The organism is Corallococcus sp. NCSPR001, from assembly GCF_017309135.1.
In the GTDB taxonomy this organism is placed as follows: domain Bacteria; phylum Myxococcota; class Myxococcia; order Myxococcales; family Myxococcaceae; genus Corallococcus.
This window is the reverse complement of the sequence record NZ_JAFIMS010000001.1, coordinates 226,917-247,159: the sequence shown is the minus strand read 5'-3', so window position 1 is coordinate 247,159 and position 20,243 is coordinate 226,917. Positions and strand designations below refer to the sequence as shown.

Below are 20,243 nucleotides of genomic sequence, written 5' to 3'. Positions count from 1 at the left end.
TCCGACAGTGGTCCCCGGCCACTGTTTCCCCCAGACGCCCGGCGCCTGACCGTTCGCATCACCGTGTCACTGTCATCTTGCAGTTGGGCTGTAGATGCACACCCTTGGCGGCGCTCATGGCCTACCGCTGCCAATTGGAACCCCCGGTGGTGCGCGCGCTCACGGCGTGTACGCCCGCGGTGCGTGAGCGGCTCCAGGCGGAGCTGGGGGCGCTCGCCAGCCGGATGCCGGGCCTGCCGGTGCCTCCGTCCGGGCGGGAGGGAGCGACGGTGCTCGCCTGCGGCTTCCAGGTCCGCTACCGCGTGGAGCCGGGCGCGGGGCTCCTGCGGTTGACCGCCTTGTGGCCGCTGGGGCTGGTCCGTTCGCCTTCCTCCTGACACGTCGCCAGGCGGTCCTTAGACGGTCCTTGTCGCATGGGAAGCAGGAGCCTAAGTCGGAAGGAGACCTCCTCTTCTTCCCGGACGCACCCCAGGTCCCCTTCGCCCCGCGAGCCGCGCACCGTGTCCCTGCCCCTGGCCGACTTCCTCTTCCAGTCCCGCGACATCCTGCAGGACGCGTGGCTCCACGAAGCCCCGGGCTCTGGCGACACCTTCACACGCGGGCTGTTCGCGGTGGCGGCCCGGATGTCCAACCCGGACGCGCGCGTCTCCGACGCCCTGGCGCGCGAGCTGTCGCTGCTGGTGCAGGGCTCCGACGGGCACCCCACGACGACGAACTTCCGGCGCCTGCGCGACACGGTGCTGCGGCTGTGGCGTGAGCAGAGCGCCAGCGGCCCGGACGACGAGGAACAGGTGGAGCGCTTCCACGACGCCGTGGACGCGGTGGAGGCCTCGGCGCTGGAGGCCCACGTCCAGGCGCGGATGCTCGCGTCGCGCGAGGCGGCGGAGGCGGCGCGCGAGCAGGGCGCCCCGGACGCGTCCGGCCCCCAGCGCTGGGAGGACATCTTCACGCACCTGGGCGTGGGCGTGGCGGTGATGGGCGCGGACGACAGCACGTTCGTGGCGGCGAACCCCGCGCTCGCGCGCATGCACGGGCAGCCCGCGGAGGCGCTCAAGGGCCTGCGGCTGGAGGACCTGGTCGCGCCCGAGTCGCGCGGCGCGCTGCCCCGGCACATGGCCGCCGCCAGCTCCAAGCCCTTCCACGAATACGAAGCGCTGCACCTGCGCCGCGACGGCAGCCGCTTCCCCGCGTTCGTGCACGTGACGTCCCTGCGGGATGCCACCGGCCGCCGCGTGGGCCGCGCCGCCACGGTGCTGGACATCACCCAGCGCCGTCAGGCGGAGACGGAGCGGCAGCGCCTGCTGGCCACCATTGAAGCGGAGCGCGCGCGGCTGGCGGCGGTGTTGGATCAGCTCCCCGCGGGCGTGCTCATCGCGGAGGCGCCCAGCGGCCGGCTGCTGTTGGGCAACCGCGCGCTGGAGTCGCTGTTGGGCCAGCCGTTCCGCCCTTCCTCCAGCCTGGCGGACTACGAGGCGTCGCATCAGATGTTCACCGCGGACAACCAGCCGCTCGCGGACGACGCGTGGCCCATGGCCCGCGCGCTGCGCACCGGTGAGACGCGGCAGGCGGAGCCGCTCCAGGTGCGCCGGCCGGACGGCACCACCGCGCACCTGCTGGGCTCCAGCGCGCCCGTGCGCGACCGGGACGACCACATCGTCGCGGGCGTCGTCACGCTGGTGGACGTCACCGAGCGCCGCCGCGCGGAGGAGGCGGCGCGCGAGGCGGCGCAGTTCGGCGAGCGGCTCATCGCCATCGTCAGCCACGACCTGCGAAACCCCCTCAACGCCATCCAGCTGTCCGTCACCAAGCTGCTGCACGGCGACGCGCTCCAGGAGCGCGACCGCAAGGCGGTGTCCCGCATCGCGCGCTCCAGCGAGCGCATGGCGCGGATGATTTCGGAGCTGCTCGACTTCACCCGCAGCCGGCTGGGCGGCGGCATCCCCATCGAGCGCGTGCCCGGCGACGTGCGCGCGGTGGTGCGCCAGGCGGTGGAGGAGCTGGAGGCGGCGTGGCCGGAGCGCTCGCTGACGTTGAACGTGGGCCCGGGCCGCTACGACGGCGTCTGGGACGCGGGCCGGCTGCTCCAGGTGGTGAGCAACCTGGGCGGCAACGCGCTCCAGTACAGCCCGCCGGAGTCCCCCGTGCGCTTCACGCTGTCGGACGCGGACGCGCACGTGGTGCTGGAGGTGCAGAACGGCGGAGACCCCATCGCGCCGGACATGCTGCCCCGCCTGTTCGACCCCTTCCGGCGCGGCGCGGGCGGCAACACGCACGGCGGCCTGGGGCTGGGGCTCTACATCGTCGAACAGGTGGTGAAGGGCCACGGGGGCCGCATCGAGGTGCGCTCGCGCGCGTCGGAGGGCACCGTCTTCCGCGTGCTGCTGCCGCGTGAGCCGGCGCAGCCCGCCGCGGCTCAGTAGGCGGCGGCTAATTGCGACTGCGGGGAGGAGCGGAACGGCTCCAGCGCGCGCATCAGGTCGTCCAGGTCCAGCGGCTTGGGGATGGACGCCCGGATGCCCTGGGGCACGGGGCGGGTGGCGCCCGCGCCCGACACGACGATGACGGGCAGGTTCTTCAGGCGCGGCTCCTTCTGCACGCGCTCCATCAGTTCCCAGCCGCTCATCACCGGCATCATCAGGTCCAGCAGCATCACATCCGGCATGGTGCCCTTCCTCAGGCGCTCCCAGGCGTGCAGGCCGTTGCCGGCGACCTCCACGGCGAACCCTTCCAGCGTGAGGAATTCCTCCAGCATCTCACGGCTGTCGACATGGTCTTCCACGAGGAGGATGAGGCTTCGCATGGCACCCGGGAGCCTCCCCCCGTCCGGCTCCGTCCGAAAGACCCCGTGTCCAGGGAACGTCCAACCCTGGACGATAGGCCATGGGCACTGTGCGGCCCGCGCCACTCCGGGGGCCCTGGAGGGCAGGCGGCCAGGGCCATCCCCTCGAAAAGACGGATGGGGCCTCCCCCTTCCAGGCGCCAGGGGCGCGGGAAGGCGAAGGCCCCATCGGGGACCCACGACTACAGGTCTGTTCAGCCCCGGTACTGGTGCACGGACATGATGGGGTAGTTCATCGACGTGTAGCTGATGCGCTGCGAGCCGTCCGAGTTGATGTTGTTGGAGCCGATGAACTGGGGCTTGCCGTCCTTCCAGCCCGCGAACATCACCACGTGCTGGCCGCTGCCCACCTTCATGGAGACGACGTCGCCGGGCTTGGCGTCCTTCAGGCTGACGCGCTGGAAGTTCGGGTCGCGGTCCAGGTTCGCCTGGAGCGTCATCACGGACGCGCTGTGCTGGCTGTCCTTGATCTGCCCGGCCTGCTCCAGGCACGCGGAGACGAAGTTGGCGCAGTTCACGTTGTTGGGGACCCAGTCCTCCATGTCCGCGCCCACGCCGCTGCCCTCGAGCTTCAGCGAGCCGGCGTTCTTGCCCAGGTGCGACACCGCGATGTCGAACGGGCTGCCGCCGGGGCCGCGCGTGGCCGGACCCGCGCCGCCCGGAGGCGCCGACACGTCACCCGCGCCGCTGTTGTTGCCGCCGGAGCCGCCGCCGCGCACGCCCTGGCTGCCGGACTCGAAGCTGTCGCGCGAGCCGGGGATGTTCAGCGTCTTGCCCGTGTAGATGAGATCCTTGTTGGTGATCTGCGGGTTGGCCTTCATCAGCGAGTCCACGGACGTGCCGTAGCGCTGGGCCAGAGCGGACAGGGTGTCACCAGACTGGATGCGGTAGCTGCTCATGGGGGGGCTCCGAAGGGGAGCAGTGACCCGGAGGTGGTCACCGGCTGCGATTGTTTCCATTCTCGCCATTCAAGAACCGGTGTTGCGTCCCCCACCTGCTTTTCACTCCAGGCGCGCACATGTGTGCGAAGGGCCGCACCCGGAGCGGAATCCCGGCCACGAAAGCGTCGCACTGGCGACAGGGCCCCCGGGGGGCCGCCCGGGAAGGCCCTTGTCGCGGTGCGTAATTTCCGGGGCTTTAGCGGCTCTGGGCGTCGTGCTTCTGGCGGGCGATGCGGCGGCTGAGGGCGTCCTGCTTCGCGTCGATGCGGGCGCGCTCGGCGGCGTCCAGGTGGCCGTCGTCCCGGCGGTCCTGGCGGATTTCGCGGTTGAGGGCGCGGTGCTGGCGCTCCAGGCGCGCGGCCTCGCGGCCCGTGAGCTCACCGCTCTTCACGCCTTGGTTGATGCGCTGCTGCTGGTTCACCTGGCGTTTGTCGGCCTCCGCGGCCACGGCCGGCAGCGCCACCGTCAGACCCAGCACCGCCGCGAGCATCCCCAGTCCATTGCGCTTCATGGTGATTCCTCCTCGATGGGCGCGGGCGTCCAGTGCCAGCGCGTCGTCCTTGAGGAAATGAACCCGGGATTCGCGCGGCGGTTGCGGGGGAAGTGTTTGACGGGGTGCGTCCAGGTGGGTGGCCCTTATGAAAGGGGAAACAATCCGAGGGGATGGCGATGCGCGGCGTCCTTGAATGGGTGGGAGCGCCCGCGCATGGTGGCGGGGTGACGACCATTGCTCATCCCGACTTCGCGGCGGCGCGGTTCAGCGGTTCCCCCGACGCGCGCTTCACCCCGGCTCCGGCGGACGGCGTGCTGCCGGAGGGCTTCTTCACCACGACGAACCTGCCCACGTACGTGAGGCTGGGCGGGAAGTGGCGGATGCCGCGCGAGCCGCGCATGGACGGCGCGCTGGTGCTGGACGCGCAGGGCGAGCTCTGGGTGCGCGAGGGCCGCCGGGTGCGCGCGGGCGAGCAGGTGGTGGTGGGCAAGGCGGAGGACGGCAGCGAAGGCGTCTACGTGAACATGGCCTACCTGGCGGAGGGCGGGGAGGGCGAGTTCAAGTTCATGACGAGCGAGGTGTCGCGCGAGAAGCCCATCGACTACGCGCACATGGCGCGGCTGCTGGTGGAGGAGCGCGAGCGGGGCGGCTATCCCATCTGGGTGACGGGGCCGGCGCTGGTGCACTCGCGGGCGCGCGCGGACATGACGTGGTTCGTGGAGAACGGCTTCGTGGGGGCGCTGCTCGCGGGCAACGCGGTGGCGGTGCACGACATCGAGGCGTCCATCTACGGCACGACGCTGGGGATGAGCGGCGCGGGCGAGGCGACGTCGGGCGGGCACGGGCTGCACATGCGCGCCATCAACCGGGTGCGGCAGGCGGGCTCCATCGCGAAGGCGGTGGAGGCGGGCGTCATCACCAACGGCATCATGCACGCGTGCGTGAAGCACGGGGTGCCGTTCGTGCTGACGGGCTCCATCCGGGATGACGGGCCGCTGCCGGACGTGGTGACGGACAACCTGGCGGCGCAGGACGCGATGCGCCGGCACGCGGTGAAGGCGACCATGGCGGTGCTCGTGGCCACGGCGCTGCACGCCATCGCGACGGGGAACATGCTGCCCGCGTTCGTGACGGAGCAGGACGGCTCCTTGAGGGAGCTGCCCACCATCTGCGTGGACTCGTCCGAGTTCGTGGTCAGCAAGCTGAAGGACCGGGGCACGCACCAGGCCTTCGGCGTGGTGACGAACGCGCAGGACTTCATGCACATCCTGCGGCTCTACGTGGAGCGCGAGCTGACCGCGCGGTCTCAGCGCTGACTGAGGGCCGGAGCCGAGACGGCCTTCCACGCCGCGCTCGACAGTCCGCCCTCGGTGCCGAAGAGGGCGGAGTCACCGTCGGGGAGCACGGCGTACACGCGCGGGTCGGCCAGCTTCGGCAGGGCGCGTGTCTCTCCCGTGGCCGCGTCGAAGTACGAAGCGCCGAGCAGCGTGCCCACCAGCGCGCCACCGGGCACGAGCGCGGCGGAGACGATGGCGGAGGAGGGCAGACCGGGCGCGGCGCGCACGCGGGTCCACTTCGCGCCGTCGAAGTAGCTGAAGCCATCCTGGCAGGTGCCCGCGACGGCGCGCCCCTGCGCGTCGGTGGACAGGGCGGTGATCCAGTTGTCGGTGAGGTCGCGGCCGTCGTGGAAGCGCTGCCACTTCGCGCCGTCCCAGCGCAGCAGGCCCCGGTCCTCGCTGCCCATCCACAGGAAGCGGCCCGAGGCTTCACCCACGGAGGGGTGCTTGCTCCACTCCTTCGGCAACGGCAGCCGCTTCACGAGCGACAGGGGCGCGGTGCCGGGAGCGACCAGGGACACGCCCCGGCCGTCCACCAGCGCGACACCGTCATCCATCCGGGACACATTGAGCACGGACAGCTTCCCCAGCTTCACGGGGTTGCGAGCCCCGTACGCGACTTGCGTCCACGTCTTCCCGTCATGGAAGCCCAGTCCATACGTGGTGGCGACGTAGAGGTTCGGTCCGTCGCTGCTGATGCCCAGCACCTGGTCGCTGGGAAGAGAGGGCGCGCGGACGGTCTGCCACCGGCCGTCCTCGCGCTGGATGCATGCGCCCCGGTCGAACGTGCCCACCACCAGCCGCCCCTGATGCCGGGCGAGCGCGGTGATGTGATTGCCGCAGAGCTGCCCCGTGGGCGTGACGCGGCGCCACCCCTTGGGGCCGAGCTTGAACACGCCGGAGGTCCGCGTGCCCGCCCATTCCGTGTTCAACACGGTGGCGCCCTTGGGAACGCTCACGGCCTGGAGCGGCACGGACTCCGTCTCCCACGCGTGCACCTCGCCGTGACTGCCCACGATGCGCACGCCCTGCTCCGTCACGGTGAAGGACAGCGGCCCGGTGGGCACGTCGCGCAGCGCGGAGAGCCGGCCACTGGCGCTGATGGAGAACGCGCCCTCGGTGGTGCCCACGTCCACGCCGTCACGCGTGTCGGAGATGAAGCGCACCGGCCCCGGCAGGGACCACGCGCGCTGGGTGCCCAGCTCGAACAGCCGCCCCTCCGCCGTGCCCGCGAAGCGCGGAGAGAACGCCGTGTACGTGGCATTGGGCGTCAGCACCGAGGCCAGTGACTCCAGCCGGCTCACGTAGTCCGGCGAACTCGCGTCCTCGGAGGGAGGCAGGGCCTGCCAGCGCACGTCCAGCACGGGCGTCACCTGGAAGCGGGCATCCAGCGACACGAGTCCTTCATCCGTGGCGACGAAGAGCCGGTCGCCCGTGGACTCCAGCGCGCGGCAGGAATGGCTGGGGAGCCCGTCCTCCACCGTGAGCACGCGCACCGGACGGCCGGAGGGCGTGAACAGCTCCAGGCCGCCTTCGGTGCACGCGACGACGTGGCCGCCGAACGGCTTCAGGTCGTGCACGGTCTCGGTGTTGGTGACGGTGGCGGCCAGGGTCAGGGCGGTGAGGGTGGAGAGCATCATGCTGCACCCCTATTGCGAACCCCGGGCCAGCCCGGCGTGTGTCCCCCGGGCCGCACCCGAGGCCCCGGGTCAAGCGGACCCGTTGACCCTGTCGCCTTTCACGAACGATGGTCGCGCGGGGGGATTGGGGCCGGGCCTCCGTGGGAGTCCAAGACATGCTGCGTTCTGCTTCTTCCCTGGCGATGGCGCTCGCGCTCGCCCTTCTCTGCGCCTGTGATTCCGACCCGTGCGAGGACGCCGACTGCGCTCCGGTGCGGAACGTGCGCGAGGGGGATGACCACGGGGACTCTCTCGAGGCCGCGACCCCCTTGGAGCCCATGGAGCCCTTCCACTGGGTGAATGCGAACCTGGACAACCCCAAGGACGTGGACCTGTTCTCGTTCCACGTCAAGGCCGGCCGCATCTACCGATTTGGCTGCCATGGCTTTGGTTCTGGCTACAGGCCGAGCTGCAGTGTCGAGCTCCTCGGCGCGGACGGGCTCACGTTGCCGGGCTCGATGGCGACGGTGGGGGTCACAAACCATCAGTCGTCCGTACTCGCCACGCAGGAGGGCACCGTTTACGCCCGCGTGAAGAGCTTCTCCCCCGAATCCGGTTTCGTTCCCTACTATGAATACTCGCTGCTCGACCGGGGGCCGGACGAACTCGCGAACACCCTCGCGGAAGCCACTCCGGTGTCCGTTGGCACCACCGTCTCGGGGACCATCGAGCCCGCCGGCGAAGCCGACATCGCCGCGCTGGACGCTGTCGCGGGCCGCACCTATCGGTTGAGTTGCAGCGGTTTCGCCAACTCCCACAACTGCGGCATGCGCGTACGCAGCCCTGAGGGTGAGCTGCTGTACGAGTCGAAGTTCAACAGCAGAGATACGATCGAAACGTTCGACCTCCAGGTGCCGCGGGGTGGCCGTTATACGGTCGAGCTATTCGTCATTGTGGTGAGCAGCCTCTACACCGGCGTGAGTAACTACGTCCTCTCGATCGTCGACCTGGAACCCTGAGCGCGCGGCTAGCGAGCAGTGCCCGCCGGGATCCCGAGGCGCTGCTCATAGGCCTCCAGCGTCCGCTTCCATGCGGGCCGCGCCTCACAGCGCTCGCGATAGGCGCAGACGCGGGGGAAGCCTTCGAGCACGCCCCCGTTGCGCACCTCGCGCAGCACCGTGGTCATCAGGATGTCCGCCACGGTGAACGCCTCGCCGGTGAGATACGGACGCTCCCGCAGCCAGTCCTCGAGCGCGGTCAGGTGGTGCTCGGCGTACTTCACCAGTCCGGGACGCCGCTGCGCCCCGGTGGCGTCGGCGTCGCCGAGCAGGTCGATCATGATGATCTGCGACAGCGGGAGCTCCACGGTGGTGAGCGCGGCGAAGCACCAGCGCGTCACCTGGGCGCGGCCCTGGAAGTCCGTGGGCATCAACTGGCCCGTCTTCTCCGCCAGGTACAACAGGATGGCGCCCGTCTCGGTGAGCACGAAGCCGTCGTCATCGAGCACCGGGACCTGACGGAACGGGTTCAGCCGCTGGTACGCCTCTCCGCGGGTCTCTCCGGCGGGATGATCCACGCCGTGCACCCGGTAGGGCACGCCCAGCTCCTCGAGCATCCACAGGACGCGCAAATCGCGCGTGAGTCCCACGACCTTCGAATGGACGCGGCCAAAGCCATACAGGGTGATCATCCCGGCATTGTCGATGCATGCCCGCCCGCTGTCGAGGCGCTTGTCCCAGCCAGCGGGCGGCGGATGTGCCGCTAGAACGCCTCTTCGGCCAGGTCCATCAGGTCCAGGTTGCCGTTCTCCACCATGCGCGCCGCGTGCGCGATGCCGGGCAGCACCTCATGGCAGTACCAGCGCGCGCTGGCCACCTTGCCGGCGTAGAACGCCTTGTCGCCCGGGTTGGACTTCATCCGCTCCAGCGCCACGGCCGCGTGGCGCACCAGCAGCCAGCCGATGATGACCTCCGCCACGGCGAACAGCACGCGGTTGCCCTGGAAGCCCACGTGGTAGACGGACTCGCCCAGCTTGCCCATCAGCGTGCCGAGCAGCGTCTGCAACTGGCCCACCGCCTCACCCAGCGCGGCGCGCTCGGTCTTCAGTTCGGGGCCGCCCTCGTCGCCGTCCGCCGTCGCGCGCACGCGCTCCAAGAGCCCCATCAGCGTCGCGCCGCCGTCGCGCGCCACCTTGCGCATCAGCAGGTCCAGCGCCTGGATGTGCGTGGTGCCCTCGTAGAGCGAGTCGATCTTCTGGTCGCGGATGTACTGCTCCACCGGGTAGTCCGTGAGGAAGCCCGAACCGCCGTGCACCTGGAGTGACAGGGACAAGAGCTCGTACGCCTTCTCCGAGCTGTACCCCTTCACCAGCGGCAGCAGCATGTCGTTGAGCACGTCCGCCTCGCCCGCCGCGGTGGAGCGGTGGCCGCCCTGGAGCTCCACCTGGTCCTGCACGGACGCGGTGAACAGCGCCAGCGCGCGCAGGCCCTCCGCGTGCGCCTTCTGCGCCATCAGCATGCGGCGCACGTCCGGGTGCTGGAGGATGTTCACGCGCGGCGCCGTCTTGTCGCGCGCCTTGCCCAGGTCGCTGCCCTGCACGCGGTCCTTCGCGAACGACAGCGCGCGGAAGTAGCCCGCGGACAGCGCGGCCATGGACTTGAGGCCCACCGCCATGCGCGCGTTCTCGATGATGTGGAACATCTGCCGGATGCCGTCGTGCACGTCACCCAGCAACAGGCCGCGCGTGGGCTTGCCGTCGCCGAACGTCAGCTCGCACGTGACGGACCCCTTCAGGCCCATCTTCTTCTCCAGCTTGGTGCACACGACGTTGTTGTGCTCGCCCAGGCTGCCGTCCTCGTTCACCCAGTACTTGGGCACCACGAACAGCGACAGGCCCTTGGTGCCCGGCGCGGCGCCTTCCGGACGCGCGAGCACCATGTGGATGATGTTCTCCGCGATGTCCGACTCGCCGTTGGTGATGAAGCGCTTGACGCCTTCAATCTCCCAGACGTCGCCGCCCACCTGACGGGCCTTGGTGCGCGCGGCGCCCACGTCGCTGCCCGCGTCCGGCTCCGTCAGCACCATGGACCCGCTCCAGCGCTTGTCCAGGATGTGCGGCAGGAAGCGCTGCTTCTGCGAGTCCGTGCCCAGCTTGTCGATGACGCGCGCGAGCAGGTTGCCCAGCGTGAAGAACGCCAGCGCGGGGTTGGAGCCCAAGAGCAGCTCGAACGCGGCCCAGCCCAGCGACGGCGGCGCGCCCAGGCCGCCCAGGTGCGGGGGCGTCTCCAACAGGTGCATGCCCGCGTCGTAGTAGGCGCCCATCGCGGCCTTGAGGCCGGGGGGCAGCTTCACCTCGCCGTTCTCCAGCTTCGGCGGGTTGTGCTCGGACTCGTCGAAGCTCTTCGCCAGCTCCTGCGTGCACAGCTGCGCGAACGTCTGCAGCGTCTGCCGGGCCGCCGTCTCGTCCAGGTCTCCGAAGGGCGCCTTGCCCAGCGACGTGTGGCCGATGTCCAGGAACTCGAAGAGGTTGAACTCAATATCGCGGAGGTTGGGCGTGTAGTGCAGGGACGACGACATCGAAGGACTCCTCGCGGCCGGGTGCGAAAGCAACCAGCCCCGCGCCAGTGAAGGCGCGGGGCCGAAACGGACCGCCAGGGTATCCGAGATTGATTCGCGGGTCAGTCACGCCGAGCGTGGATGACGCGCAGCGTCTCCCGGCGCTCGAAGCGGTTGCCGGCGGCGTCGCGGGCGACGAACACCAGCTCGTAGGAACCGGCGGGCGTGCCCTCCGGGATGACGAGCGAGGTGTTGAAGCGCAGGCCGTCCGTCGAGTCGAAGAGGTGCTGGTCCTCGCCGAAGAGGTCGCCGTACACGCTGACCTCCTGCGTGGCCTCCACCGCGTCCACGTCCAGCGTCAGCGTGTCACCGGGGGCGAGCTCCTTCTGGGAGAGGACGACGTCGAAGTCGTTGCCCTTCGAGTCCAGGCGGTAGCGCACCTCGCTGCGCTCCACGCGGCCGTCCGCCAGCTCCGCGATGATGAACACGGTGTAGTAGCCATCCGCGACACCCAGCGGCACGAGGAACCGGCCGCGCCACGAACGGGTGAGGGTGTCGAACGTGAGCGGCTTCACCAGGCCGAAGGGGAAGTAGGCGGTGACGCGGCGGGCGTTGCGCGGGGCGCGCACGGAGATGATGGGGTCGCCGGGGGGAATCTCCTCGCGGCTGAGGGCGCCCGCGACCATGCCGTCGGGGAGCTGCACGGGGACCGTCTCGCGGACCGTCTCGCCGTCGGGGTTCGTGCGGGCCACCTGCTCCACCGCGACGAAGGACGTGTAGCGGCTCATCAGGTGGTACTGGAGCGCGGTGTCGGTGATGCCCTGGACGACCTCGGGCGTCTCGCCACGGTAGCCCTCCACGGTGAGCTCCTCGATGCGCTGGCGGGCCCAGAGGCTCTTGAGCGAGTCGTGCTCCGGGGCGACTTCCGGGAAGTGCACGGGCACGTCGAAGTGGCGGACCTGGCCACGCACGCGGCCGGAGATGCGGAGGACGCCGTCACCGGTGCCGGTGAACTTGCCCACGAGGAACAGCGGCTGGCCGGCGAAGAGGTCCGGCACGGACTTCGGGTACACGTCGCTGACGGGCAGGCCGTCCGTGTCCACGTTGACGGAGGTGAGGACGGGGCCGCGCATGCGCTGCTCGAACTCGCGGGCGACGTCCTCCTCCGGGCGGTTGAGGTTGACGAGGGTGGAGGCGCCGCGGCCCAGCTCGCCCATCTTGGTGATGAGGTAGCGGTTGGTGCTGGAGCCCACGCCGGCGGAGAAGATGCGCGTCTCTTCACGCAGGTGCTCCTGGAGCGTGGAGAGGACCTGCTCGTCTCCGCCGATGAGGCCGTCCGTCATGAAGAGCACCATGCGCAGGCGGGCGGGGTCGTTCGGAGGGACCATGGCCTCCTGGGCGGCGATGCGCACGTCGGTGCCGCCACCGCCCCAGAAGTTGGCAACGTAGGGCAGGGCGTTCTGGATGTTCTCCGGCGTGGCGGGGACGGCGGTGGGCGCGAACTTGGTCACCTGCGTGTCGAAGTTGAGGACCTGGAAGGTGTCCTCGGGCATCAGGTGGTTGAGCACCTCCTTCGTGATGGCCTTGGACTTCTCGATGGCCAGGCCGGACTGCGAGCAGGACGTGTCGAGCACCATGTAGAGCTCGCGCGGGACGACTTCCCGCTGGGTGGGGGACAGCTGCGGGTTGAGCATCACCAGGAAGTAGCCGTGGTCCGCGCCGGGCTCGCGGTGCATGAGGACGGCGGGGCGGATGAGGGCGTCGGCGACGACGTACTCCAGGACGAAGTCCTTGTTGGGGATGCGGTCATCGCGGCCCAGGCTGACGGTGGCGCGGGACTGGCCGTCGCGCTTCACGTCCACGCGGTGGGTGGTGGAGCGCAGCGAGTGGACCGGGAGGCCCGCGTCCAGGCGCACGGTGAGCTGGATGTCATGGCCGCTGCGCGTGTCGGTGAGGACCGGAGGCGTGATGCGGCTCGCGTCGGGGACGGTGGTGGTGTCGGGCTCCACGCCCTCGCCCTGGCGGGTGGGCAGCGGCGTGCCGCCGATGAAGCGGGGGGCGACGACCATGGGGAAGCTGAAGCGGTAGGTGCCGGCGTCGTAGGTGAGGCGCTCCACGTAGTGGATCCGCACGCGGATGGTTTCGCCGGGGAGGATGTTGGCGACGGACTGGGTGAAGATGTTGGGCCGCTCCTGGTCGAGCAGCGCGGCCGTCTTGCCCTCGGCCTTGGCGCGCTCGTAGGTGTCGCGGGCCTGCTCACGGGTCTGGATGACGCCGGTGATGACGCGCTCGCCGATGTGCATCTCCATGCCATCCACGGCGGCCAGCTCCGGCAGCGGGAAGACGTAGAGCGCTTCGAGGGGAGCGGAGTAGGGGTTCTCGAACACCTGCGTCACGGTGACGGAAGCGAGGAACCCGCTGACCTCCGCGTCCACCTGCGTCTGCTTGAGGCTGAAGGTGCGCGGCTCCGTGTCCGGGCACGCGGCGTCGGGCTGCGCACGGAAGCGGGCCACCAGGGTGCCCTGGGCGACGCCCGCGGTGGGCGAAGCGGCCGGGGGACAATCTTGAGCGGAGGCCGGGGCGGCCAGAAGACAGACGAAGAGCGTGGCGAGCAGGACTCGCATGGTCGGGAACCTTGGTTTCAGGGTGTGCCCGGGGACATTGCAGCCCCCGGGCCAACCCCGGTTCCCCTCTGAAAGGGCAGGCCGTGTGGCTGTGAAGCCACACGGCCGTGTGTCAGCCGCCCTTGAGCTGGAGCGTGGGCACCGCGCCCTCACCGAGCACCAGGTGCACCTGACCCACCTTCGCGGCCAGGTCCTTGTACGCCTCCAGCTCCTTGAGGCGCACGAGCAGCGGGTTCTCCGCGAGCACCTTCGCCGTCTGTGCCATGGAGCGCGTGGCCGCCGTCTCCTCGCGCCGCAGGATGACGTTGGCCTCCGCCTCCTTCTGCGCCTGGATGACCCGGTTGAGCAGGTCCTTCATCTCCTTCGGCAGCACCACGTCCTTGATGCCGAAGCGCAGCAGCTCCAGACCCACGCCCTCCGCCCCCGACTTCACCTGCGCGTACAGCTCCGTGGACACGGCCTCGCGCGCGGCCAGCAGCTCGTCCAGCGTGCGCGTGGACACGGCCTCGCGCGCAGCGAGCTGCATCGCCAGGTAGAGGATTTCATCCGGCGCCCGCGCCACCACCGCCAGCCGCCGCGCGTCCACCACCCGGTACGCCGCGGACAGGTTGAGCCGCAGCGTCACGCGGTCCCGGGTCATCACCTCCTGGCCGGTGACGTGGAGCAGCTTCTCGCGCAGGTCGATGACCGCGAACTGCACCTTGTTCGCGACCGTCCACGCCGCGTGACGGCCCGGCGGCAGCACGGCATCCAGCACGCCGTTCACGTACCGCAGCGCCACCGTGCCCTCCGTGGCCGTGGTCTCCACGTAGTCGCTGGCCGGAATCAGCGAGCGCACCTCGTCCCGCGGGGGCTCCGTCGCCACCCCGGACACGTCCACGCGCTCCACCCGCACCGTGGGCGTCTCCGGCCGACCGGTACGACCGGGCAGCCGCTGCGCCGTCCACACCTGGTGCTGACCCCGCCCCAGCCACCGCACCGGCTGGCCGTGATGGAAGACCACCGCGCGCTCGTCCGCGCCCAGCTCCACCACCTGGAGGTCCTTCTCCGGCACCAACGCGAGCTTCGCTTCATCCAGCCGGGTGACGGGCGGCTCCAGCGGCACGCGCTCGAAGCGGACGGTCTGGAACGGACGCACCACCCAGTGCCGGCCCGGCCCCAGGTACTGCTCCGCCTTCCCGTTCACCACCACGAACAGCCGCTCGTTCTGCGCCACTTCCACCCGACCAATGCCCATGACACGTCACCTCGACGACAAGAAAAGGAGTGCAGCCCGGCTGCTGGGAAAAGGACCCCGCCGCCCCACGGGCGCGTCACGCGAACAGGCCGTCCGGATCCGCGTTCAGCCTCCCGGGCTTCCGCACCGGATACCGGTCACGGACGGCGACCGGAGCGCTTCCGCGAACAGCACGGAAGCCTCCAGAGGCCCTGGCGACCAGCCAGTGTGCGGAGTGGGGAGGAGGACGCGGTGGACTCGCGTTGGCACCAGCGGAAACGACGGGGTCCCGATGAACGAAGGAATCGAACCTTCAAATGCGAGAGTGACCGTCTCGTGCTCTACCGTTGAGCTAGTTCAGGTTGTGCCCAGCCAAGGGCCTCAATGCGCGCCTCACGGTATGGCGTGCGACCGGTGCGGCCTTCGATATGAAAGGAACCTCGGGCGGTGATGGCCGTGAGGAACGTCCGAACCCCATGCCTGGGCCCAAAGAGCCACCGCATGGAGCCGGACGCCTCGGGACAACCCCGTGCGCCCCCCTGAAGCTGCCGACGGGGCCACTGGACGCGGCCGTGCGGAAATCCTGACGCCCGCATGCGGATTCGATGACGAAGCGAATCCCCGGGGACCGATAGTTTCAACCGCGTCGGGTGGACCCGGAGGCGGAGCGTGAAGCGCTGGAGCTTGGTGGTGGGGATGCTGGGGATGACGATGTCATCCGCGTGCGGACGGCACCGACTCGAATCATGCACCACCGATTCGCAGTGCCGAGGAGACCTGACCTGCTTCCAATGGGAGGACCGTCCCAGCTGTCAGTACGTCTGCGACCTGTCCAAGCGCGGAACCGCAGAAGACACATGTCCTGAAGGTTTTGTCTGCGGAGAGGCCAAGGGAACAAACGCAGGCGTGTGCATGGTCACCCATACCTGACGCCGCCTCGCTCAGCCGCGCGTCACGTCCCACCAGCCGAACCACATCACGCGCTCCTCGGCCATCAGCTCCCAGCCCGGCCCGTGCGCGTAGTCGCGGACCCGCAGGCCCGCGGCCTCCACCGCGCGCGCCGTCTCCTCCGCGCTGTACAGGTGCAGCGTCACGTCCGTGTCCGCCGTGCGCACCCGCCGCGTGGACGCTTCGTGCGCCTCCAGCCCGGCCCTGCGCTCCAGCACCGTGAACAACATCCGGCCGCCCGGCTTCAGCACCCGGCCCAGGTGCTCCATCACGCGCAGCAGGTTGTCACAGAAGTCCAGGCATCCAATCACCAGCACGACATCGAACGTGCCCAGGTCGTCCGGCACCGGATCCATGTAGCTGTGCACGCGCCACATTCCTGACGGCCTGGAGCGCTTCGCCAGCTCCAGCATCTCCGGCGCCAGGTCCAGGCCCACCACGTCCACGGACGCGTCCAGCCCGCGCGTGTGCAGCGCCGGGCCACAGCCCACGTCCAGCACGCGCATCTCCGGCTTCACCACGTCCGCGAGGAAGCGCTCCACCCGGTCGCCGTAGCGGTGCAGCGCGGGGTAGAGCACCTCGTAGGCGGAGGCGATCTCCCCGTACACCCGCGCGACGGCGGCCTCTTCCCTCCTGCCGCCGTCGACCTCGTCCGCCATTGTCGTGCGCTCCTGCTCAACCGCGCGGGCACCGTATCACGGCGTGTTGTTGCTCCCCGGCTTGCGGAACACCGCGAGCGACCGGCCGGCCATCTCGAACCTGCCGGGCTTCATCTCTTCATCCCCGCGCTTGTCGTCCGCCGTGTACAGCTCCAGCCGCCACGCGCCGCCTTCGCCCGGCGGCGGCACCGTGAAGGTCACCGGCTCATGGTGCGCGTTGAGCAGCACCAGCAGCGAATCCCCGCTGACGCGCTGGCCCCGCTCGTCCGGCGTGGGGATGGCGTCGCCGCCCAGGAGGAACGCCAGCGAACGCACGAAGGGCTTCTGCCAGTCCTCCGCGCCCATCTCCGTGCCGTCAGGCTGGAACCACGCCAGGTCCTTGTGCTCGGACTCCCACAGGTGCTCGCCCTGGAAGAAGCGGCGGCGCTGCAGCACCGGCTGCCCGTGGCGGAACTGGATGAGCTTGCGCGTGAACTCCAGGAGGTCCTGGCGCGTCGTGTCCAGGTTCCAGTCCACCCACGACAGCTCGTTGTCCTGGCAGTAGGCGTTGTTGTTGCCCTGCTGCGTGCGGCCCATCTCGTCGCCCGCGACAATCATGGGCACGCCCGTGGACAGGAACAGCGACGCCAGCAGGTTGCGCTTCTGGCGCTCACGCAGGGAGATGATGCTCGTGTCGTCCGTCTCTCCCTCCACGCCGCAGTTCCACGCCTGGTTGTCATCCGCGCCGTCGCGGTTGTGCTCGCCGTTGGCCTCGTTGTGCTTGCTGCTGTACGTGACCAGGTCGTGCAGCGTGAAGCCGTCATGCGCGGTGACGAAGTTGATGGACGCCTGCGGACGCCGGCGCGCCGCCGCGAACAGGTCCGCGCTGCCCGTGAGCCGGTAGCCCACCTCCGCGGCCTGGTTCTCGTCGCCCTTCCAGTACTTGCGCAGCGCGTCCCGGTACTTGCCGTTCCACTCGTGCCACGGCGCCGGGAAGCCGCCCACCTGGTAGCCGCCCAGGCCCACGTCCCACGGCTCCGCGATGAGCTTCACGCGGCCCAGCACCGGGTCCTGGTTGATGATCTGGAAGATGGGCGCGTTCGGGTCGTAGCCACCCTTGCCGCTGCGGCCCAGCACCGTGGCCAGGTCGAAGCGGAACCCGTCCACGTGCATCTCCTCCACCCAGTAGCGCAAGGAGTCCACGATGAAGCGCGCCGTCTGCGGGTTGGAGGCGTTGAGGCTGTTGCCGCACCCGGTGAAGTCCAGGTAGTGCCGCGCCTCCGGCATGGTCCAGTAGTACGACGCGTTGTCGATGCCCTTGAACGACAGCGTGGGCCCCAGGTGGTTGCCCTCGCACGTGTGGTTGTACACGACGTCGAGGATGACCTCGATGCCCGCCGCGTGCAGCGACTTCACCATCGACTTGAACTCGGCCACCGCGCCGCCCGGCGTCTTGCGGCTGGCGTAGCGCTGCTCCGGGGAGAAGTAGTTCAGCGTGCTGTAGCCCCAGTAGTTCGACAGGCCCTTGTCGTTGAGGAACGAGTCGTCCGCGAACTCCTGCACCGGCAACAGCTCCACCGCGGTGACGCCCAGCTTCTGCAGGTGCTCGATGATGGCCGGCGAGCCCAGGCCCGCGTACGTGCCGCGCTGGTGCTCCGGCACGCCCGGGTGGCGCATGGTGAGGCCGCGCACGTGGGCCTCGTAGATGACCGTCTTGCGCCACGGGATGTCCAGGCGCCGGTCGTTGCCCCAGTCGAAGAAGTCGCTCACCACCACGCCCTTGGGCATGCCGGGCGCGCTGTCGCGCTCGTCGCGCATCAGGTCCTTCTTCGGATGCTCCAGGGGGTAGCCGAACACCGGCTGCTTCCAGTCCACCTCGCCGTAGAGCGCCTTGGCGTAGGGGTCGACCAGCAGCTTGTGCGGGTTGCAGCGGTGCCCCTTCTCTGGCTCGTAGGGCCCGTGCACGCGCAGGCCGTACAGCGTCCCGGGCTCCAGGTCCGGCACGTAGCCGTGCCAGACGAACTCGGTGCTCATCGGCAGGTCGAAGCGTTCAATCTCCCGGGACGGGTCCGCCCGGTCGAAGAGACACACCTCCACGCGTGTGGCCACCTGCGAGTAGACCGCGAAGTTGGTGCCAGAGCCGTCGAAGGTCGCGCCCCGCGGCCAGGGCTTGCCCGGCCAGACTTCCCGCTTGCTGCTCATGCGTCTCACTCGATTCCGTGGGGAAACTGCCGACGGAATGTGGGTGCGACTGCGCCATGCGGCAAGACGTCCGGGTGCGCTGACTGTCCACCGGGCAGCGCTTTGGCAAGTGGTCGGTGCTGAAACGAATGGCCCCGTCAGGCGGCGACGGCGTGGTCCAGTGAACGCCAGGTGCCCAGGGCCCAGTCCTGCTCGTCCGGATCATCGAAGCTGACCACGCAGAGGGCGCGGCGGTTGCCGGAGCGGCACAGGGCCGTCAGCCGGCACTCGCCGGGGCCCATGTGCAGGGACGCGCGGCCGCTGACGCGGGCGCCGTGGTGCTCCAGCTCCAGGGCCTTGCGCTCCGGGCTGGTGGGCGCCAGTTGCTCCTCCGCGGAGTCCTCCAGCGGCACCACGCGCACGGTGCGGCGGTGGTCGCGGGCCACCCAGCTCCCGTCGCCCAGGCGCGCCTCCGCCAGGGAGCCGGGGATGCGAATCTCCCAGCCCTCGGGGAGCGCCACCTGCACGGAGCCCCGCCGGTAGCCGATGGACGGCCCCACGCCGGGCGACTCCAGGGCGCGGCGGTGGACCTCTTCCGCCACCGTCCCGCCCATGCCCAGGTAGCCGAGCACCTCCTGCCACTCGCGCCACGGGTAGGGGAGCGTGGGGTCCTCGCGCCAGGCCTGCTCCAAGAGCCGGGTCACGTCGCGCAGGCGCTGGCGCTCCTCGTCCAGGAGCGGCGGGCGCCAGACGACGTCCGTCCACAGCCGGCACAGGGCGCGCGCGAAGCGCTCGCGGGCGTCCACGCCGGGGTTCCACCAGGGGAACACGTCCGTGCCCTGGCGCGGGTCTTCATGCACGGTGCGCAGCCAGCGCTCGTCGCGAGGCCCCATGGGCGTGAGCAGCGCGCCCGGGTGCTGGAAGGTGTGGCCGAAGCGCATGGAAAGCGCGAAGCCGGAGTTGCCCAGGTCGCGCATGCGCAGCACCTGACCCACCGAGTGCTGGAGCCAGCCCAGGAAGTGCTTCTCCACCATGTCCACGTCGCCGCCATGGAAGTAGCCCGTGGCGTCGCCCACGCCCGCGTCCTCGTCGGGCGGGGCCCAGGAGATGCCGTGCAGGTCGCCCAGCCCCTTGAGCAGGTCCACCAGATAGCGGTGGTAGCCGGGCCCCGCGGAGCTGGTCTCCGCGGAGACCACGACGCGCTCCTGGGTCGTCGCGAGCAGCATGACCTCCGGCGCGGCCGGGTGCAGGCGCAGGTGCAGCACGGGCGCCCCCTGGGGGCCCTCCTCGATGTGGCTGCCCTCCAGCACGCCTTCGGCCACCTGCTGGAACCACGCCTCCACGCGCTGAAGCCAGGGCAGGGACGCCTCCGGGGGGGCGAACAGCGGATCGCTTGCTCCTCGTCGGCCTGCCAGCAACAGCTTCATGCGTTGGACGCTTTCGGTGGTGGGTGCGCGCTGCCTGGACCTCTTTGGATAAGCCCCCGGCCGCTCCCTGTCATCCAGGAGAAGCACATTCCGGAGGCCGGGGGGCATGCGGGCGGGGGGGCCCCTGGTGGCACAAAGCCCCCGCCCACCCCAACCTCAGAGGGGAAAGGAGGCGTTCGTCATGAGCAAGAACAAGAAAGACGTGCTGCACATCCCCTTGGAGGACCTGCCTCCAGCGCGCGAAGCCGGGACGGAAGAGGAACGGCGTGAGCGCCACGTGCCGTCCACCTTCGACCCGGGGGGCGGTCCCGGCAATGGCCCGGGGGACAACGGGAGCCCGCGCATCATCGAACCGGTGGGCCAGCCGTACTCACCCGGCGTCAAGGTGACCTGATCATCCAGGTCCCGCTGTCTTCATGACCCCG

The 20,243-nt window shown here is 70.1% G+C and carries 16 protein-coding genes and 1 tRNA gene; 5 read left to right on the top strand and 12 right to left on the bottom strand.

Going from position 1 to position 20,243, the window contains the following annotated elements; genetic code table 11:
- Window positions 1-116: 116 nt before the first annotated feature.
- Both JYJ93_RS01065 and JYJ93_RS01060 read left to right on the top strand, forming a co-directional pair.
- The gene (locus JYJ93_RS01065; RefSeq protein ID WP_206785882.1) at window positions 117-377 is read left to right on the top strand and encodes a hypothetical protein; all 261 of its coding nucleotides are present in this window, start codon (window positions 117-119) and stop codon (window positions 375-377) included.
- 123 nt (window positions 378-500) lie between these two features.
- Complete coding sequence (locus tag JYJ93_RS01060) at window positions 501-2,420, top strand: PAS domain-containing sensor histidine kinase (protein ID WP_269012938.1); 1,920 nt, start codon at window positions 501-503, stop codon at window positions 2,418-2,420.
- Here JYJ93_RS01060 and JYJ93_RS01055 read toward each other — a convergent pair.
- The 3 genes from JYJ93_RS01055 to JYJ93_RS01045 form a co-directional block, all read right to left on the bottom strand.
- On the bottom strand, window positions 2,414-2,800 hold the full coding sequence (locus tag JYJ93_RS01055) for a response regulator (protein ID WP_206785880.1): 387 nt from the start codon (window positions 2,798-2,800) through the stop codon (window positions 2,414-2,416). The two genes, JYJ93_RS01060 and JYJ93_RS01055, sit on opposite strands and share 7 nt — an antisense overlap.
- A 233-nt stretch (window positions 2,801-3,033) precedes the next feature.
- Window positions 3,034-3,738, bottom strand: a complete 705-nt coding sequence (locus JYJ93_RS01050; RefSeq protein ID WP_206785878.1) for a LysM peptidoglycan-binding domain-containing protein — start codon at window positions 3,736-3,738, stop codon at window positions 3,034-3,036.
- Window positions 3,739-3,976: 238 nt separating this feature from the next.
- Window positions 3,977-4,291 (bottom strand): hypothetical protein, encoded by a 315-nt coding sequence (locus tag JYJ93_RS01045; RefSeq protein WP_206785877.1) that lies wholly within the window; start codon window positions 4,289-4,291, stop codon window positions 3,977-3,979.
- Window positions 4,292-4,497: 206 nt separating this feature from the next.
- On the opposite strand from JYJ93_RS01045, the gene JYJ93_RS01040 reads away from it, so the two are divergent.
- Window positions 4,498-5,589: a hypothetical protein gene (locus JYJ93_RS01040; RefSeq protein WP_206785876.1), complete on the top strand. Its 1,092-nt coding sequence runs from the start codon at window positions 4,498-4,500 to the stop codon at window positions 5,587-5,589.
- Here JYJ93_RS01040 and JYJ93_RS01035 read toward each other — a convergent pair.
- Entirely contained in the window at window positions 5,580-7,250 is a 1,671-nt protein-coding gene (locus JYJ93_RS01035; protein ID WP_206785875.1) for a hypothetical protein, read from the bottom strand. The genes JYJ93_RS01040 and JYJ93_RS01035 overlap by 10 nt on opposite strands.
- 155 nt (window positions 7,251-7,405) lie before the next feature.
- On the opposite strand from JYJ93_RS01035, the gene JYJ93_RS01030 reads away from it, so the two are divergent.
- Window positions 7,406-8,248, top strand: coding sequence for a hypothetical protein (locus tag JYJ93_RS01030; RefSeq protein ID WP_206785874.1), 843 nt, complete (start codon window positions 7,406-7,408; stop codon window positions 8,246-8,248).
- Window positions 8,249-8,256: 8 nt separating this feature from the next.
- Here the strand turns inward: JYJ93_RS01030 and JYJ93_RS01025 are convergent, their stop codons facing one another.
- From JYJ93_RS01025 to JYJ93_RS00990, 8 genes are all read right to left on the bottom strand, one after another.
- Complete coding sequence (locus tag JYJ93_RS01025) at window positions 8,257-8,919, bottom strand: glutathione S-transferase family protein (protein WP_206785873.1); 663 nt, start codon at window positions 8,917-8,919, stop codon at window positions 8,257-8,259.
- A gap of 71 nt (window positions 8,920-8,990) precedes the next feature.
- Complete coding sequence (locus tag JYJ93_RS01020; RefSeq protein WP_206785872.1) at window positions 8,991-10,805, bottom strand: acyl-CoA dehydrogenase; 1,815 nt, start codon at window positions 10,803-10,805, stop codon at window positions 8,991-8,993.
- A 101-nt stretch (window positions 10,806-10,906) separates the two neighbouring features.
- Window positions 10,907-13,408, bottom strand: a complete 2,502-nt coding sequence (locus JYJ93_RS01015; RefSeq protein WP_206785871.1) for a VIT domain-containing protein — start codon at window positions 13,406-13,408, stop codon at window positions 10,907-10,909.
- Between the two features lie 112 nt (window positions 13,409-13,520).
- Window positions 13,521-14,645, bottom strand: a complete 1,125-nt coding sequence (locus tag JYJ93_RS01010) for a slipin family protein (RefSeq protein ID WP_206785870.1) — start codon at window positions 14,643-14,645, stop codon at window positions 13,521-13,523.
- 269 nt (window positions 14,646-14,914) lie between these two features.
- Window positions 14,915-14,984, bottom strand: a tRNA-Asp gene (locus JYJ93_RS01005).
- 581 nt (window positions 14,985-15,565) lie between these two features.
- The gene (locus JYJ93_RS01000; RefSeq protein WP_206785868.1) at window positions 15,566-16,231 is read right to left on the bottom strand and encodes a class I SAM-dependent methyltransferase; all 666 of its coding nucleotides are present in this window, start codon (window positions 16,229-16,231) and stop codon (window positions 15,566-15,568) included.
- A 36-nt stretch (window positions 16,232-16,267) separates the two neighbouring features.
- Window positions 16,268-18,412, bottom strand: coding sequence for a glycogen debranching protein GlgX (gene glgX, locus JYJ93_RS00995; protein ID WP_206785867.1), 2,145 nt, complete (start codon window positions 18,410-18,412; stop codon window positions 16,268-16,270).
- 137 nt (window positions 18,413-18,549) lie between these two features.
- Window positions 18,550-19,818 (bottom strand): hypothetical protein, encoded by a 1,269-nt coding sequence (locus JYJ93_RS00990; protein ID WP_206785866.1) that lies wholly within the window; start codon window positions 19,816-19,818, stop codon window positions 18,550-18,552.
- 181 nt (window positions 19,819-19,999) lie between these two features.
- Between JYJ93_RS00990 and JYJ93_RS00985 the strand changes: the two genes are divergently transcribed.
- Window positions 20,000-20,212, top strand: coding sequence for a hypothetical protein (locus tag JYJ93_RS00985; protein ID WP_206785865.1), 213 nt, complete (start codon window positions 20,000-20,002; stop codon window positions 20,210-20,212).
- Window positions 20,213-20,243: the final 31 nt, after the last annotated feature.

Coding starts and splice junctions, on each gene's coding strand:
- JYJ93_RS01015 (WP_206785871.1), bottom strand. CDS start 13,408: ATGCGAGTCCTGCTCGCCACGCTCTTCGTCTGTCTTCTGGCCGCCCCG.
- JYJ93_RS00990 (WP_206785866.1), bottom strand. CDS start 19,818: ATGAAGCTGTTGCTGGCAGGCCGACGAGGAGCAAGCGATCCGCTGTTC.
- JYJ93_RS01065 (WP_206785882.1), top strand. CDS start 117: ATGGCCTACCGCTGCCAATTGGAACCCCCGGTGGTGCGCGCGCTCACG.
- JYJ93_RS01035 (WP_206785875.1), bottom strand. CDS start 7,250: ATGATGCTCTCCACCCTCACCGCCCTGACCCTGGCCGCCACCGTCACC.
- glgX (WP_206785867.1), bottom strand. CDS start 18,412: ATGAGCAGCAAGCGGGAAGTCTGGCCGGGCAAGCCCTGGCCGCGGGGC.
- JYJ93_RS01000 (WP_206785868.1), bottom strand. CDS start 16,231: ATGGCGGACGAGGTCGACGGCGGCAGGAGGGAAGAGGCCGCCGTCGCG.
- JYJ93_RS00985 (WP_206785865.1), top strand. CDS start 20,000: ATGAGCAAGAACAAGAAAGACGTGCTGCACATCCCCTTGGAGGACCTG.
- JYJ93_RS01050 (WP_206785878.1), bottom strand. CDS start 3,738: ATGAGCAGCTACCGCATCCAGTCTGGTGACACCCTGTCCGCTCTGGCC.
- JYJ93_RS01055 (WP_206785880.1), bottom strand. CDS start 2,800: ATGCGAAGCCTCATCCTCCTCGTGGAAGACCATGTCGACAGCCGTGAG.
- JYJ93_RS01020 (WP_206785872.1), bottom strand. CDS start 10,805: ATGTCGTCGTCCCTGCACTACACGCCCAACCTCCGCGATATTGAGTTC.
- JYJ93_RS01025 (WP_206785873.1), bottom strand. CDS start 8,919: ATGATCACCCTGTATGGCTTTGGCCGCGTCCATTCGAAGGTCGTGGGA.
- JYJ93_RS01045 (WP_206785877.1), bottom strand. CDS start 4,291: ATGAAGCGCAATGGACTGGGGATGCTCGCGGCGGTGCTGGGTCTGACG.
- JYJ93_RS01010 (WP_206785870.1), bottom strand. CDS start 14,645: ATGGGCATTGGTCGGGTGGAAGTGGCGCAGAACGAGCGGCTGTTCGTG.
- JYJ93_RS01030 (WP_206785874.1), top strand. CDS start 7,406: ATGCTGCGTTCTGCTTCTTCCCTGGCGATGGCGCTCGCGCTCGCCCTT.